At 44.7% G+C, this 14,423-nt stretch carries 15 protein-coding genes and 1 riboswitch; of the genes, 4 read left to right on the forward strand and 11 right to left on the reverse strand.

Annotated elements, in window-relative coordinates; all coding sequences use genetic code 11:
• Positions 1-412: 412 nt before the first annotated feature.
• From NIT04_RS10070 to NIT04_RS10085, 4 genes are all read right to left on the reverse strand, one after another.
• Positions 413-1,711, reverse strand: coding sequence for a pyrimidine-nucleoside phosphorylase (locus NIT04_RS10070; protein ID WP_252505072.1), 1,299 nt, complete (start codon positions 1,709-1,711; stop codon positions 413-415).
• Positions 1,712-1,725: 14 nt separating this feature from the next.
• Entirely contained in the window at positions 1,726-2,919 is a 1,194-nt protein-coding gene (deoB, locus tag NIT04_RS10075) for a phosphopentomutase (RefSeq protein ID WP_252503484.1), read from the reverse strand.
• Positions 2,920-2,965: 46 nt separating this feature from the next.
• Positions 2,966-3,865, reverse strand: a complete 900-nt coding sequence (gene xerD, locus NIT04_RS10080; RefSeq protein ID WP_252503485.1) for a site-specific tyrosine recombinase XerD — start codon at positions 3,863-3,865, stop codon at positions 2,966-2,968.
• A 175-nt stretch (positions 3,866-4,040) separates the two neighbouring features.
• Entirely contained in the window at positions 4,041-4,499 is a 459-nt protein-coding gene (locus NIT04_RS10085) for a Fur family transcriptional regulator (RefSeq protein ID WP_252503486.1), read from the reverse strand.
• Positions 4,500-4,748: 249 nt separating this feature from the next.
• Between NIT04_RS10085 and NIT04_RS10090 the strand changes: the two genes are divergently transcribed.
• A complete protein-coding gene (locus NIT04_RS10090) occupies positions 4,749-5,126 on the forward strand; it encodes a hypothetical protein (protein WP_252503487.1) in 378 nt (125 codons plus the stop codon).
• A 274-nt stretch (positions 5,127-5,400) separates the two neighbouring features.
• On the opposite strand, the gene NIT04_RS10095 is transcribed toward NIT04_RS10090, so the two are convergent.
• Positions 5,401-5,946 (reverse strand): NUDIX domain-containing protein, encoded by a 546-nt coding sequence (locus tag NIT04_RS10095; protein WP_252503488.1) that lies wholly within the window; start codon positions 5,944-5,946, stop codon positions 5,401-5,403.
• 104 nt (positions 5,947-6,050) lie between these two features.
• On the opposite strand from NIT04_RS10095, the gene NIT04_RS10100 reads away from it, so the two are divergent.
• Positions 6,051-6,953 (forward strand): aldo/keto reductase, encoded by a 903-nt coding sequence (locus tag NIT04_RS10100; protein WP_252503489.1) that lies wholly within the window; start codon positions 6,051-6,053, stop codon positions 6,951-6,953.
• 105 nt (positions 6,954-7,058) lie between these two features.
• Complete coding sequence (locus tag NIT04_RS10105) at positions 7,059-7,301, forward strand: DNA primase (protein ID WP_252503490.1); 243 nt, start codon at positions 7,059-7,061, stop codon at positions 7,299-7,301.
• 57 nt (positions 7,302-7,358) lie between these two features.
• Here the strand turns inward: NIT04_RS10105 and NIT04_RS10110 are convergent, their stop codons facing one another.
• Positions 7,359-8,657 (reverse strand): nucleobase:cation symporter-2 family protein, encoded by a 1,299-nt coding sequence (locus NIT04_RS10110; protein WP_252503491.1) that lies wholly within the window; start codon positions 8,655-8,657, stop codon positions 7,359-7,361.
• Complete coding sequence (locus tag NIT04_RS10115; protein ID WP_252503492.1) at positions 8,654-9,241, reverse strand: xanthine phosphoribosyltransferase; 588 nt, start codon at positions 9,239-9,241, stop codon at positions 8,654-8,656. The genes NIT04_RS10110 and NIT04_RS10115 overlap by 4 nt, the downstream gene beginning before the upstream one ends.
• Positions 9,242-9,390: 149 nt before the next feature.
• A riboswitch (purine riboswitch) is annotated at positions 9,391-9,492 on the reverse strand.
• Positions 9,493-9,758: 266 nt separating this feature from the next.
• Between NIT04_RS10115 and NIT04_RS10120 the strand changes: the two genes are divergently transcribed.
• On the forward strand, positions 9,759-10,055 hold the full coding sequence (locus NIT04_RS10120) for a KGG domain-containing protein (protein WP_252503493.1): 297 nt from the start codon (positions 9,759-9,761) through the stop codon (positions 10,053-10,055).
• Positions 10,056-10,144: 89 nt separating this feature from the next.
• On the opposite strand, the gene NIT04_RS10125 is transcribed toward NIT04_RS10120, so the two are convergent.
• From NIT04_RS10125 to NIT04_RS10140, 4 genes are all read right to left on the reverse strand, one after another.
• On the reverse strand, positions 10,145-10,906 hold the full coding sequence (locus tag NIT04_RS10125) for an exodeoxyribonuclease III (protein ID WP_252503494.1): 762 nt from the start codon (positions 10,904-10,906) through the stop codon (positions 10,145-10,147).
• A 269-nt stretch (positions 10,907-11,175) separates the two neighbouring features.
• Positions 11,176-12,084, reverse strand: a complete 909-nt coding sequence (locus tag NIT04_RS10130) for a pseudouridine-5'-phosphate glycosidase (protein ID WP_252503495.1) — start codon at positions 12,082-12,084, stop codon at positions 11,176-11,178.
• The gene (locus NIT04_RS10135; protein WP_252503496.1) at positions 12,081-13,178 is read right to left on the reverse strand and encodes a carbohydrate kinase; all 1,098 of its coding nucleotides are present in this window, start codon (positions 13,176-13,178) and stop codon (positions 12,081-12,083) included. The genes NIT04_RS10130 and NIT04_RS10135 overlap by 4 nt, the downstream gene beginning before the upstream one ends.
• 96 nt (positions 13,179-13,274) lie before the next feature.
• Positions 13,275-14,399, reverse strand: coding sequence for an FAD-binding oxidoreductase (locus tag NIT04_RS10140; RefSeq protein WP_252503497.1), 1,125 nt, complete (start codon positions 14,397-14,399; stop codon positions 13,275-13,277).
• Positions 14,400-14,423: the final 24 nt, after the last annotated feature.

Here is a 14,423-nt window from a genome sequence, read left to right on the forward strand (position 1 = left end):
AAGCATTCTACCTAAAAAAGTCTATCCATTTTCAGGACAGTTTACACATGTTAGGAATAATTAGAGATTTTTTATTACTGTTGATTTCCGCTTCAGGCGGTCGCTTTCCGGGGGGCGGGCGGTGAGCCAATCGAACAGCGAAGGGTTCGATTTGCCGTATTTCTGCGCTCTTTGCAGAAATTAAGGCATACTACAATATCCTGCTCCCTCAGGGTCGCATAAAACATTGCTCGCAACGCTGCGCTTGTGCTCGCAAACGCCGTTCTTCGTAACGGCGTTCGCTAATCCCCCAGGAGTCGCCGCCTTCCGCTACAATCAACAGTGTTTCTTATTATTAGAGATAAATTTAAGCAAATAAAAAACCATTTCAAGTCCCCTTTTTCAAGGACTCAAAATGGTTTTTTGTTTGCTGTCAGCCTGTAATCATTTCATGGATCAGTGCTGGTTTCTCTTGTGTTTTATCTGAAATGTGAATATGTTTTTGAATCAGTTCGATCGATTTTGAAACGTCTTCACGGTTTGCGTGGATGATTGCAAGAGGTTCGCCGGCGGTTACTGTATCGCCGATTTTTTTCTTCAAGACGATGCCGACAGCTAAGTCGATTTCGTCGTCTTTTGTTGCTCTTCCTGCCCCTAATAGCATCGCTGCGACACCGATTTCATCCGCTTCCATTTTGGAGATGGTGCCTGTTGTCAAGGCTGGCACTTCGATTTGGAACTTCGCGGATGGAAGTAAAGTTGGATCGTGTACAATCCGAGCATCTCCGCCTTGCGCTTCTATCAATTGCGCAAACAGATTTAATGCTGAACCGTCTTTGATGACGGCTTCGAGCATTGTACGTGCTTCTTCAACCGTTTCCGCCTTTTCGCCGGCAACAATCATTTTGCTACCGAGGACGAGGCAAAGCTCAGTCAAATCTTCAGGCCCTTCGCCTTTGAGCGTATCGATAGCCTCTTTCACTTCCAACGCATTTCCGATCGCATATCCAAGCGGCTGGCTCATGTCCGAAATGACTGCCATCGTGTTTCTTCCGACTTGGCGGCCGATCGCAACCATGGAATGCGCGAGTGCTTCGGCGTCTTCCAAGGTTTTCATGAATGCGCCATCGCCTGTTTTCACGTCCAATACGATTGCGTCTGCTCCAGCGGCAATCTTCTTGCTCATGATGGAGCTTGCAATGAGTGGAATGCTGCTAACCGTAGCAGTCACATCACGTAAAGAATACAGATTTTTGTCAGCAGGCGTCAAATTGCCACTTTGTCCAATGACTGCAACTTTCAAATCATTCACTTGTTTGACGAACTGCTCTTCAGTAAGCTCAATATGGAATCCTTCGATCGCTTCAAGCTTATCGAGCGTGCCGCCTGTATGACCAAGGCCCCTGCCGCTCATTTTGGCAACCGGTACGCCGCAAGCCGCAACTAATGGCGCGAGTATCAACGTTGTCGTATCGCCGACGCCGCCAGTGGAATGCTTGTCGACCTTCAGTCCTTCGATTGCCGACAGGTCGATCTGGTCTCCCGATTCAACCATCGCCATCGTCAAATGCCCCTGCTCTTCAGCCGTCATACCTTTAAAGTAAATCGCCATCAAGAGAGCGCTCGCCTGATAGTCCGGTATGGACCCATCCGTATACCCGTTTATGAAAAATGTTATTTCCTCTTTAGTAAGGGTTTCCCCGTCTCTTTTTTTCTCGATGATATCAACCATCCTGAACACAAACATCACACCTTTTCAATTAATGAACGTAAAAAGCTTTTCCCAAACTCCGGCAACTTCACGTTGAAGTTATCAGCGATTGTCGCCCCGACATCTGAAAATGTTTCACGTAATGGCAATTCGCCGCCGCCTTTGAAAGCCGGTGAATAAATGAGTAATGGAACATATTCCCTCGTATGGTCTGTCCCGCTATGCACAGGATCATTTCCGTGATCCGCTGTGATGATAAGCAAATCATCCTGTTTCAGTGATTCAATGATTTCTGGTAGGCGGGCATCAAATTCCTGCAATGCGTTTCCATAACCTATCGGATCTCGCCTGTGCCCAAATAACGCATCGAAATCAACAAGATTCGTGAAGCTGAGACCGGTGAAATCCGAATTCATCACTTCGATCAATTTGTCGACGCCGTCCATATTGCTCACCGTCCGTACAGCTTCCGTTACACCTTCTCCATTGAAAATATCGGATATTTTACCAACTGCGATGACCGCTTTTCCAGCGTCCTGCAGTTCGTTCATGACCGTCCTGTCAAAAGGCTTCAATGCATAATCATGTCGGTTTGTTGTACGGGTGAAGTTCCCAGGCTCTCCGACAAACGGTCTCGCAATAACACGGCCGACAAGGAACTCTGGCTCCAATGTAAGTTCGCGGGCTATTTCACAAATGCGATATTGCTCTTCAATCGGAATGATTCCCTCATGCGCAGCAATTTGGAGAACAGGATCCGCGGACGTATAGACGATGATCGCGCCTGTTTCCATATGCTCCTGGCCAAGCTCGTCAATGATACCGGTTCCACTCGCCGGCTTGTTGCCGATCACTTTTCTACCCGTCCGTTTCTCCAATTCATCGATTAACTCTTTAGGGAATCCATTCGGGTATACTTTGAAAGGCTTATCGATATTCAAGCCCATCAACTCCCAATGACCCGTCATCGTATCTTTGCCTACGGAAGCTTCCTGCATCAATCCGTATACTCCGGCCGGATCAGCTTCGACGTCGACACCTTTAATTTCCTTAATGTTCGACAAGCCAAGACGCCCCATATTCGGCATCTTCAATCCGCCCATCTGTTCTGCTATATGGCCGAGCGTATCTGCTCCTTGATCTCCGAATAAATGAGCATCAGGCGATTCGCCGATTCCGACCGAGTCAAGTACGATCAAATGTATGCGATTGAATTTCGTTTCTTTCATATCAATACCTCCAATATTCATACTTTCCAAAATGTCCTCCATGTTTTCACGCACGTGGATGGAATTTCACATATACATCTTTCAATCTCGCTTTGCTCACATGCGTATAGATCTGTGTTGTAGAAATATCTGCATGACCGAGCATTTCCTGGACAGCACGAATATCCGCACCATTCTCAATGAGATGGGTTGCAAAAGAATGACGTAAAATATGCGGCGTCAGTTCTTTTTGTATTCCAGCTTCTAATGCATATCCTTTAATTATTTTCCAACAACCTTGCCGAGTCAAGCGACTCCCCCTCATATTGACAAAAAGCGCGTCTGTTCCGTTCGTTTTTGCAACGAAAATCGGACGTGCTTCCCGTATGTATGCTGTGCATGCTTTCATTGCACCGCCGCCTAGAGGCACAATCCTTTCCTTGCCCCCTTTTCCGAAAACACGGACAAACCCCATGGAAATATGGATATCGTCAACATTTAATCCAATCAGCTCACTGACACGCATTCCGGTACCATAGAGCAACTCCAGCAATGCAATGTCCCTCTTCCCTTGCGGCTTGCTGCTTTCCGGCATTGAAATCAATTTGTCCACTTCCTTGACGGAAAGGACTGAGGGCAATTTTTGCTCAAGTTTCGGCATCTCCAAATGGACAGTCGGATCCTGCGTCGTCACCTTCTCCCGCAAAAGGAACTGATGAAAGGAACGGATGGAAGAAATATGCCTTGCAACCGTCCTAGAAGATTTCCCTAGCTCTTTCAAGCTATGTAAATATTGCAGGATTGCGGAACGATCGATGTCATCAATCGAAGCGACTCCCGCCTTTTCCAATTCGGTCATATAATCAGAAAGGTCTCTTCTGTAGGAAGTGACCGTGTTTTGTGACAGCTGCCTTTCCACTTTTAGAAAATGGATGTAATCTTCCAAAGCAAATTTACTACCCTTCATGTATTTCACCCCTCCAATCAAAAGTGAAGGGCGCCTGCCTAGAAGCGACAGGCATAAGGCGAAACTGCGGCGTGGCGTTTTTTGCCACAGAGCAACTTCGACTTATGACCCGAGCTTCTGGCGCCCGTAGTCTAGATGAAATGACAAAAAGGGACAGCATCATGCCATCCCCATTTCACTTTTTACTGTCATTTCCCGCGGATTTACAACTTTCGCAAATCCCATGGAAGGTCAACCAATGGTCTTTAACATTGAATCCATATCGACTTTCGACAATTTTCTCAACATCACCCAAAAGGTCTTCCTGTATTTCAGCGACTTTTCCACATTCAATGCAAATAAGATGATGGTGAAAACGCGATGCCCCTTCTTGGCGTAAATCATATCGGGAAACACCGTCACCAAAATTAATCTTGTCGACGATTTTCAGCTCCGTCAGCAGTTCCAATGTCCGATAGACAGTGGCAAGGCCGATTTCTGGCGCTTTCTCTTTGACAAGTAAAAAAACATCTTCAGCACTTAAATGATCTTCTTCATTCTCAAGAAGGACCAAGACCGTAGCTTCACGCTGAGGCGTCAACTTATAGCTGGCCCCGTGCAATTGCTTTTTGATCCGTTCAATCCGGCTCTCCATATGACGCCCCCCTCAACACTGATACCATTATATCAAAGAGGCGTTCTTTGTTACAACAGAAAGGGAATAGTAGACTTCGAATCCAATCAGCGAATTAGAAAATGAAATATAGTAATCTCTACTAAAAAAATAAATAGAGATACACCCGCCAGTACGGGAACCGCTTGTAGATTCCGCGCTTTCCTTGACACCCTGTTGAAATAAGGCGGGCTTAACACAGTACAATAAATGAGGAATATGAGGCAGGAAATGAACTGGAAAGGGAACCACCAAATTGCATATTCCCATATTTTCATTCCTGAATATAACAGAAAAGAAGATGACAATCCGAACAAAACACATTTAATCGCACCGAAAAACAATATCGCATGCCTTGTTTTGTTATTAATGGCTAGAAAAAATGTCACAACAAAAAACAACAGCATCGTAATAAAGGGTCTCAGTGTAGATCCATCGGATAAAGAAATGACTCTCGGATCGAAAAAGCCGATCCATTTTTCGGATGCAGCAATCGGAATTTCCCTGAATAATAATGCCCCGCCGATATATCCGACGGCTAGTATGATAAATAGATGGATAAAAGATAAGGAACGGACCACAGGCTTCACCTCCGCATCGTTTCTATAACGTATGCTTGTCCGTTCCTTTATATGATGAATGGAAATGTGTACAAACAGTTGCTTTCCGTTCCAGGCGGATGCTTTCCAATGAACAACGAAGGGTTCGATTTGCCGTATTTCTGCGCCTTTTGCAGAAATTAAGGCAGCCTTAATCTGCTCGCAACGCTACGCTTGTGCTCGCAAACGCCGTTCTTCGTAACGGCGTTCGCAGGAGTCACCGCCTTCCACTCCTAGCAACCGGAGCCACTTAGTGAAATCATTTATTCATCCATATAAATAGATCAATTATTTAAAAGTCTTTTTGCATGTAGAATCGCGAAAGCCGTTTTTGCGTCGTAAATCCGTTGATCCAACACCATTTCTTCTGCTTCTGCGATAGTGCATTCGTACAATTGGAGGAATTCATCTTCGTCGCCTGCGGCAGGCTTGTCTATTTTATATAGTCCTTGAGCTACGAAAATATGAATGATTTCGTTTGCGAAACCGGGAGATGTGGCAAATGACTGCAAGTATTCAAATTTATTAGCCCCGTATCCCGTTTCTTCCTCCAATTCACGAAGCGCTGTCACCTCTATATCCTCACCTGGATCGATCTTACCTGCAGGAATTTCAATAATGGACCGGTTCAATGCCTTTCGATATTGCTCGACAAGAACCAGTTTTCCATCATCGGTGATTGCGATGACGGCGACGGCACCTGGATGATCGACGAGTTCCCTTTTCGCATGCTTTCCGTCCGGCAGTTCGACATCGTCGACACGGAGGGAGATGATTTTCCCTTCAAATATTTTTTTGGATGCAACCGTCTTTTCCTCAAAACGATTCATTTTGACACGCTCCTTTTCTTTCATTAAGCAACAAACTTCCCCTATTAACTTCTACATTGTACAGTTTATTGTAAGTAGATGAAAACAATACCGGAGGTGCTCCAATGAAAAAGAGGGAGATTGGCAATAGCGGCATTTACGTATCTGAACTAGGGCTAGGATGCATGTCATTCCCAGACGACTTGGAAGAAGTGAAAAGCATAGTTGACGCGGCAATCCACGCCGGCATCAATTTCTTCGACACAGCGGACTTATATGCTGCCGGCAAAAATGAAACTCTTGTTGGCGAAGCGTTGAAAGGCCGGCGTGACGAAATCATTCTTGCGACGAAGGTCGGCAACCGGATGATTCCAGGAAAAGATGGCTGGGTGTGGGATGCTTCCAAAACTTATATAATGGAAGCCGTAAAGGACAGTCTGAGACGTCTCGGCACTGACTACATAGACCTTTACCAATTACATGGTGGAACGATGGAAGATGATGTAACGGAAACGATTGAAGCGTTCGAGGCTTTAAAAAAGGAAGGAATTATCCGGCAGTACGGCATTTCGTCCATCCGACCAAATGTTATTGAACGTTTCTTAACGAACAGTTCCGCCGTTTCTGTCATGATGCAATACAGTCTGCTAGATCGTCGTCCCGAGGAATGGTTCCCGATGATCCGTGAAGCAGGCGCATCCGTCATCACCCGTGGGACGTTGGCAAAAGGATTATTGACAGATGAAGGCATATCGAGGGTCGAGAAGATGTACGGTTTCGGGGCGCATGATGCAGAAAGCCTCAAGCGGACGGTCAAGGAAATCCATGAAGCTGCCACAGATGTGCATGCGATTTCCCTATCATTCAACTTGAAAGAAGATGTAGTCGCTTCCGCTTTAATTGGCGCAAGCTCGAAAAATCAACTGCTTGATTCAATTGTCGCGTATGAAAAGGTAACGGAGCAATCAGAACTCGATTCCATATCGACATTATCGAAAATGCATCAGTATGTTGAGCATCGTCTATAACTTATGTAATGTTCCTGTAATAAGATTGTAATGATTAGTAATCTCGTTGAAGGGTATCTAACAAGTAGGCAACAATTATAGATTACACCTTTGGAGGAGATCTAAATGAAAATCACAGACAAAAAATGGTTGAAACTTGGTGCAGCGACGTTCCTTTCCGTCGGTCTACTCGCAGCATGTGGAGATGGCGACGATGATACGGACGTAGATGTGAATAACCCACCTGCTGACGTAGATGACGGTGTCAACGATGGTACAGATACAAATGTCGATCTAGATGTAGATGACGGTACAGATACGGATGCCGACTTGGATACTGACACAGATACGGACGATAGCAGCCAATAAACGAATGAAAAACGAGACTCTCAACGCGGGAGTCTCGTTTTTTTGATATGTGTTGTATTATACTTCTTGCTCCGTCAACTGTACCTGCACTTCTTTCTTACGCTTTTTCGAAGGCAGCATATTGAACATGATATTTAACACAATTGCCGTCAAGCTGCCTGCTACGATTCCGTTGCCCGTTAACATCTGGATGCTTGATGGAAGACTCGCGAAAATGTCAGGAACGACGGATACGCCAAGGCCCAAACCAACTGAACAAGCGATGATCATTGCGTTTTCCTGTGATTCGCCTACGACCTTGCTCAACATTTTGATTCCTTGTGAGATGACCATCCCGAACATTGCAACCATTGCGCCGCCCAATACCGAAGTCGGAATGACGGTTGCCATCGCCGCGATTTTAGGCATGAAGCCTAATGAGACAAGCATGATAGCTGTAATAAGGATGACTCTACGTGATTTGACGCCGGACATTTGTACCAAACCGACGTTTTGAGAAAATGTCGTATACGGGAATGCGTTGAAAATCCCGCCAATCAATGAAGCCAACCCTTCGGAACGATAGCCTTTCGCCAAATCCTTTTCATTGATGTCCTTCTCACAAATATCACTTAACGCAAAGTACACACCTGTAGACTCCACTAACGAAACCATCGCGACCAACGTCATCGTTAAGATTGGAATTAGATGAAACGTCGGTGTTGCGAGATAGAATGGCGTTACTACATGGAATGCCGAAGCTTCATTCACTGCACCGAAATCGACGATACCAAACATCATCGCTGCTACTGTACCAGCAGCCATTCCGAGTAGTATTGAAATCGATCTAATGAAACCAGTTGTAAAACGGTATAAGAGAATAATGCATAGCAATGTTCCAAATGAGAGAATGATGTTAGTAGATGAACCGAAATCAGGCGCACCAAAACCTCCGCCCATATTGTTCAAAGCTACAGGTATTAACGTAATTCCGATGATTGTAACTACTGATCCTGTTACGACTGGCGGGAAGAATTTGATTAACTTCCCGAAAAACGTACTAATAAGAACGATAATTAGTCCAGAAGCGATGACCGCACCATAAATTGCAGAAATTCCGTAACTGCCGCCGATGGAAATCATCGGGCCAACCGCTGTAAACGTACATCCTAGTACAACCGGTAATCCAATTCCGAAAAACCGGTTATTCATAATTTGTAATACTGTCGCGATCCCGCACATTAAAATATCGATCGAAACAAGGTATGTTAACTGGGTAGAAGACAAACCGATTGCCGACCCTACAATTAACGGTACGAGAATCGCACCGGCGTACATAGCGAGTAAATGTTGGATCCCTAATACAGCTGATTTCATAATGATGACCCTTCTTCCTTAAATTCGACTTTTCCTTGTGCAAGTGATTCTAGAATCGCCAATGATTCCACACGGATCCCTTTTTCCCGGATCATCGCGCCCCCTGGCTGAAAGCCTTTTTCGATGACAATGCCGACCCCGACAAGCTCCGCTTCCGCCTGCTCTACGATATCAAGAAGTCCGAGCACTGCTTGTCCATTTGCAAGAAAATCATCTATGACTAAAACTTTATCCCCTTTTTTTAAGAAATCTTTAGAGACAGAGATTTCATTCGTTTCATTTTTCGTGAAGGAATGAACGTCAGCCGTGAATAAGTGATCGCTCATCGTCAATGATTTGCGTTTCCGAGCGAAAATCGCAGGTACCCCCAATACCAGACCCGCCATCATGGCTGGAGCGATTCCGGATGATTCGATGGAAAGGATCTTTGTTACACCTTCCTCTTTGAATCGTTCCGCAAATTCCTCTCCAATCGCCTTCATAAGTGGAGGATCGATTTGATGATTCAAAAACGAATCCACTTTCAACACTTGATCGGAGAGTACTTTCCCATCCTGCATGATTTTTTCTTGAAGCTGCCTCAACCTGTTGTTCCTCCTTTTTAATCCACGATCAGAAGGAATTAAAAAACCCCAAATGACCGTGCATCCATTCATGTTATGAGTGGAGCAAGGTCATTCGGGGTTTGAAGTAACCGAATGAACAAAAAAGCCGCATGCATGAACGCATGAACCTTTTCAACTTTGCTTCTCATAGTCGGTCCATTTACGGTGGACCGGTAGAAACTTGCAGGCCATATCCCTGCGATTATATGAGTGGATGTTTTATTTAAGGTTCCATTATATCACGCATATGACCGTATTCAATAAATGATCATTAGTAAGATATGTTGATTTTATGAATGAAAAAACTGGAAAAATGAAAGGAGCACTTTGTCATTTGAGTTCGCCTATTACTTTTATATAACGATTATCTCGTAAATGTTAATTATGTTTCACTTAGATTAATTCCCGGTTGAAGCAGTTTATCATTCTTTATGCAAGGCAATAGATGGACTGTAGGCCACTACAAATATATCAACGAATAGGAGAGATATTTATTATGGCTAAAAACAACAACAATAACAACAATCGCGGGAAAATGTCCTTGGAAGAAGCTGGCCGTAAAGGCGGAGAAGCTACTGCAAGAAACCATGACAGAGAGTTCTACGAAGAAATTGGGCGCAAGGGCGGAGAAGCCACTGCGAAAAACCATGACAGAGATTTCTATGAAGAAATCGGACGAAAAGGCGGAGAAGCTACTGCCAAGAACCATGATAGGGATTTCTACGAGGAAATTGGCAGAAAAGGCGGAGAAGCACGCGCTCAACAAAACGATAACAATAACAGCAACCGTTAATGGGTAATTAGAACCCGAGACACGAAGTAACGATAAGAATAAAACAGCTGGAAGCAGTTTTTACGAACTGCCTCCAGCTGTTTTCTCGATTAGTAAGTAATATCCACTTCTAAAACGATCGGACAATGGTCGCTTCCCATTATATCAGCATGAATATCTGCTGTTTTCAAATACGGCAGCAGACAATCTGATATGAGGAAATAATCGATCCGCCAGCCGATATTCCTAGCTCTGACATCTCGCATATAAGACCACCAAGTGTACGCCCCTTCAACGTCCGGATTCAAATGACGGAATGTGTCAATGTATCCTTCATTTAATAATGCTGTAAATTCTCCTCTTTCTTCTATCGTGAATCCTGAATTCCCTACGTTAGATTTGTAGTTACGTATATCGATATCTTGATGGGCAACATTTAAATCTCCGCAGAAAATTACAGATTTTGTGCTCTTTAATTGACTGAGGTAATCCCTCATCCTTTTCTCCCAATCCAATCGGACAGGAAGGCGAGCTAGATCTCTCTGCGCATTTGGCGCATACACATTCACCAAATAAAATCGAGGAAATTCCAATGTTAAAATCCGGCCTTCATCTTCAGATTCCGAATCACCTACTCCATATGTAACGGCTATCGGTTCTTCTTTAGTGAAAACAGCTGTACCCGAATAGCCTTTCTTCAGCGCATAGTTCCAATATTGGTAGTATCCTTCGAGTTCAAGCTCGATTTGCCCGCTTTGCAGCTTTGATTCCTGTATGCAGAAAATATCCGCATCCTGCTCTTTGAAATAATCCAAAAACCCTTTCCGGACACACGCTCTTAACCCATTGACATTCCACGAGATCAATTTCATTATAAAAACTCCTTCTTTACACAATACCTATCATTGTACTAGAAAAGGGAGTGTCGTAAAGCGGGGAGTTATCGTTCTTCTATCAAAAGTTCTCGTTAACTCGCTCGGAGCTCTCATTTAACCTTAAATAGTTCTCGTTAAGTCGCTTGGAGTTCTCGTTAAAGTATCTAAAGTTCTCATTCTTCTATGAAGTGTTCTCGTTAACGCGGCACAGGAAAAAAGGAGCTGTCCAGACACTCCCTGGACAGCTCCTTCACAATATTCTATTCTTATGCGTTGAATGCAACCGCGATTTTCGCGCCGACAACCGCATTATTTTTCACTAAAGCGATATTTGCTTCTAGGCTGCGTCCTTCTGTAAGGTCTTTCACTTTTCCTAGCATGAATGGTGTAACGTCTTTTCCTGCGATATTTTGCTCTTCCGCTTCTTTAAGCGCATCTTCAATGATTCCATCAATGAAGGACTTGTCCATTGCATCCGCTTCCGGAATTGGGTTAGCGATGACTGCGCCGCCTTTCAAACCAAGATCCCATTTCACGCGTAGCATGTCAGCTATCGTCTGAGGCTCATCCGCGCGGATATTAAGTCCGAAATCACTTTCACGTGTAAAGAATGCAGGAAGGACATCCGTGCCGTAACCGACAACAGGTACACCGTTTGTTTCTAGATACTCAAGTGTTAAACCGAGGTCTAGAATCGATTTCGCACCTGCACAAATGACAGCTACATCCGTTTGTGCAAGCTCTTCCAAGTCAGCTGAAATATCCATCGTCGTCTCAGCACCACGGTGGACTCCGCCGATTCCGCCAGTAACGAAGATTTTAATATCGGCGAGTGCAGCACAGATCATCGTAGCAGCAACTGTTGTCGCCCCTAGTTGTTTTGTTGCGATTAAATACGCAAGGTCACGCCTTGACGCTTTTGCAACTCCTTGGCTATTACCGAACATTTCAAGCTCATCGTCTGAAAGGCCGATTTTAATCATGCCATCAATGATTGCGATTGTTGCAGGAACTGCACCGTTATCGCGGATGATCTGCTCTACTTCTCTCGCAGTTTGCACGTTTTGCGGATATGGCATACCGTGCGAGATGATTGTAGACTCCAAAGCGACTATAGGTTTCCCTGCTGCCATTGCTTCTTGCACTTCTTGTGAATACGATAGATATTGTTTCATTGTAATTCCTCCAATTCTTTTTTAAGAAGATGTCTTGTCAAATCTGGCCTTACGGTATAAGAGCATTCCAACGTCTTTGCCGCATTCAATAATCCCATGCGGACATTTTCTTCAAATGGCTCTCCAATTAAATGGCCATGAAGTAGTCCCGATACAAATGCATCCCCTGCTCCAGTTACATCTTCGACATGTACGTTTTCAACGGCAGGAAAATGGATTGCTTCCCCGCCAGCAGGCGCTGCCATGATTCCTCTTGAGCCAGCAGTGACGACAACATTTTCCGCGCCGAACGAAAGCAATTCGTGGACTGCTTTCTTCCAGTCGGCTTCAGTGTTAATTGAGAGACCTGTATACGTCTCCGCCTCATCCTGATTACAGATGAACCATGTGACGCCTTTCAAGTCACTTGGCATCCTGTTCATTTTCGGAGAAGAGACAGGAATGATGACGAGTGGATTCCCCTTTTGAATCGCCAGGTTTTTAATATAATCGACTGACTCTTTAGGACAGTTTAAATCGATTATGACCATAGCTGCATTTGAAATGATCCTTGATTTCTCCTCCAAGTAGGCAGGTGCCAAGAAATCGTATATTTCCATATTCGCCATGGCGATAACAAGTTCACCCTCGGGATCCAACACAGCTGAATAGGAACCCGTGGATTTCCCAATCAGTTGACCAACATCTGAGACGTCCATATGAGATGAGGATTCCCTCGCAATTACATCCCAGTCGCTATCATTTCCTGCAACAGTAAGTAGTCGGACATGATGATCGAGCCGACCTAAGTTTTCGGCTATATTTCGGGCGACACCCCCGACAGAAACTGTCATGGAAGCTGGATTTGATGTTCCAAGTTGCGTTTGTTCATTCAGATGGAATTTCCGGTCGATGTTCGCTCCACCGATACATATAATTTCTTTTTCCTCAGGAAGAATATATGCTCGGCCCGTAATTTTCCCCTGTCTAATTAAACCGGATATGATATTTGCTAAGGAAGGTCTCGAAATTTGGAGCGTATCCGCCATTTCCTGCTGAGATAAATAAGGGTTGGCTCGAATTAAGTCAAGAACAGCCCTTTCCTTTTCATTCAATTCCATCACCCTTTAAACATTTGTTTTAATTGTAAACTTTTGTTTTATCGTTTGCAAGAAATAATTTCGGTCGTTTCAAACAATCCTTCTTAAGCCTTACTTTACATTTGCAATCGCTTTTTCAACCTCATACATAGACAGATCAATCTCGACTTCACGTCCGAGCGCCATATTCGCCAATTGTTTACCGAGGAAGGGGCCAACCGTTAATCCAGAGGCGCCTAAACCGTTTGCAAATAGCAGCTCAGGATGCCCCGGCACTTCCCCGATGACCGGCAGGAATCCAGGTGTGAACGGTCGAATGCCGACACGCACCTCTTCAAATGTCGCTTCCTTCAATCCGGGTGCCACTTTCAATGCTTTGTCCAACACCTCATGGATTCCTCCGGCAGTCGGCTGGATCAAGTTGACCGCCTCATCCTCATGAGTCGCTCCGACGACGACCTTCCCTTCCTCAGAAGGCAAAATATATTGATTCGTAGGCGGCATAATGACAGGCCATCCTGACGTGTCTTGTCCATCCAAACGTAAATGGACGATTTGCGCCTTTTGCCCGGTAACCTCTATAGTAAGCCCCAATGGCTTCAACAATTCTGCAGCCCACGCCCCGGCAGTAATAATCACTTTTGATGCTTTCATCACTTCTTCGTCTACCATGATGCCAGAAACTTTATCATTTTCTATAATAAGCGTTGCAGAACCATGCTTAACAGCTGCTCCATGCTTTTCGGAAGCATTGATCAGCGCCTCACGTAACGCTCTCCCATCGACGCGAGCAGCACCTTCCACGTGGACAGATGAAAAACCTTCGGACATTGGGGGAAAAAGATCAGAAGTTAACTGTTCATTTAGCAGTCTCACATGACCAATTTCAGGAGCTTCTTTCCTTCTCTCCAAAGCACGCGCTTCCATCTTTTCAAGCTTGTCCAATTCCTGTTGTAAACTAATCGCACCGACTTTCCGATAACCTGTTTTGGTCTCGCCGTCTTCCTCTAACTGACGAATCAACTCCGGATAATAGGATGCTCCCCCTTTTGCCAAAGCATACCACGCTTTATTTCTACGCTGAGAGAGCCATGGACAAATGATTCCAGCTGCAGCATCAGTCGCCTGCCCTATGTCCTTCCGGTCGACAACAATCACTTCTGCACCTAGCTTCGCCACATGATAAGCTGCAGAAGCACCGAGTATTCCTGCCCCAATAATAATAATCCGATCCATAATAAACACCTTTTCTTCTTTTTA

Origin of the sequence: Sporosarcina sp. Marseille-Q4943 (assembly GCF_943736995.1) — a bacterium.
Lineage (GTDB): Bacteria > Bacillota > Bacilli > Bacillales_A > Planococcaceae > Sporosarcina.

Coding starts and splice junctions, on each gene's coding strand:
- NIT04_RS10090 (WP_252503487.1), top strand. CDS start 4,749: ATGAACTGGAAAGGGAACCACCAAATTGCATATTCCCATATTTTCATT.
- NIT04_RS10085 (WP_252503486.1), bottom strand. CDS start 4,499: ATGGAGAGCCGGATTGAACGGATCAAAAAGCAATTGCACGGGGCCAGC.
- NIT04_RS10095 (WP_252503488.1), bottom strand. CDS start 5,946: ATGAATCGTTTTGAGGAAAAGACGGTTGCATCCAAAAAAATATTTGAA.
- NIT04_RS10100 (WP_252503489.1), top strand. CDS start 6,051: ATGAAAAAGAGGGAGATTGGCAATAGCGGCATTTACGTATCTGAACTA.
- xerD (WP_252503485.1), bottom strand. CDS start 3,865: ATGAAGGGTAGTAAATTTGCTTTGGAAGATTACATCCATTTTCTAAAA.
- NIT04_RS10110 (WP_252503491.1), bottom strand. CDS start 8,657: ATGAAATCAGCTGTATTAGGGATCCAACATTTACTCGCTATGTACGCC.
- NIT04_RS10105 (WP_252503490.1), top strand. CDS start 7,059: ATGAAAATCACAGACAAAAAATGGTTGAAACTTGGTGCAGCGACGTTC.
- NIT04_RS10070 (WP_252505072.1), bottom strand. CDS start 1,711: ATGGTTGATATCATCGAGAAAAAAAGAGACGGGGAAACCCTTACTAAA.
- NIT04_RS10140 (WP_252503497.1), bottom strand. CDS start 14,399: ATGGATCGGATTATTATTATTGGGGCAGGAATACTCGGTGCTTCTGCA.
- deoB (WP_252503484.1), bottom strand. CDS start 2,919: ATGAAAGAAACGAAATTCAATCGCATACATTTGATCGTACTTGACTCG.
- NIT04_RS10125 (WP_252503494.1), bottom strand. CDS start 10,906: ATGAAATTGATCTCGTGGAATGTCAATGGGTTAAGAGCGTGTGTCCGG.
- NIT04_RS10120 (WP_252503493.1), top strand. CDS start 9,759: ATGGCTAAAAACAACAACAATAACAACAATCGCGGGAAAATGTCCTTG.
- NIT04_RS10130 (WP_252503495.1), bottom strand. CDS start 12,084: ATGAAACAATATCTATCGTATTCACAAGAAGTGCAAGAAGCAATGGCA.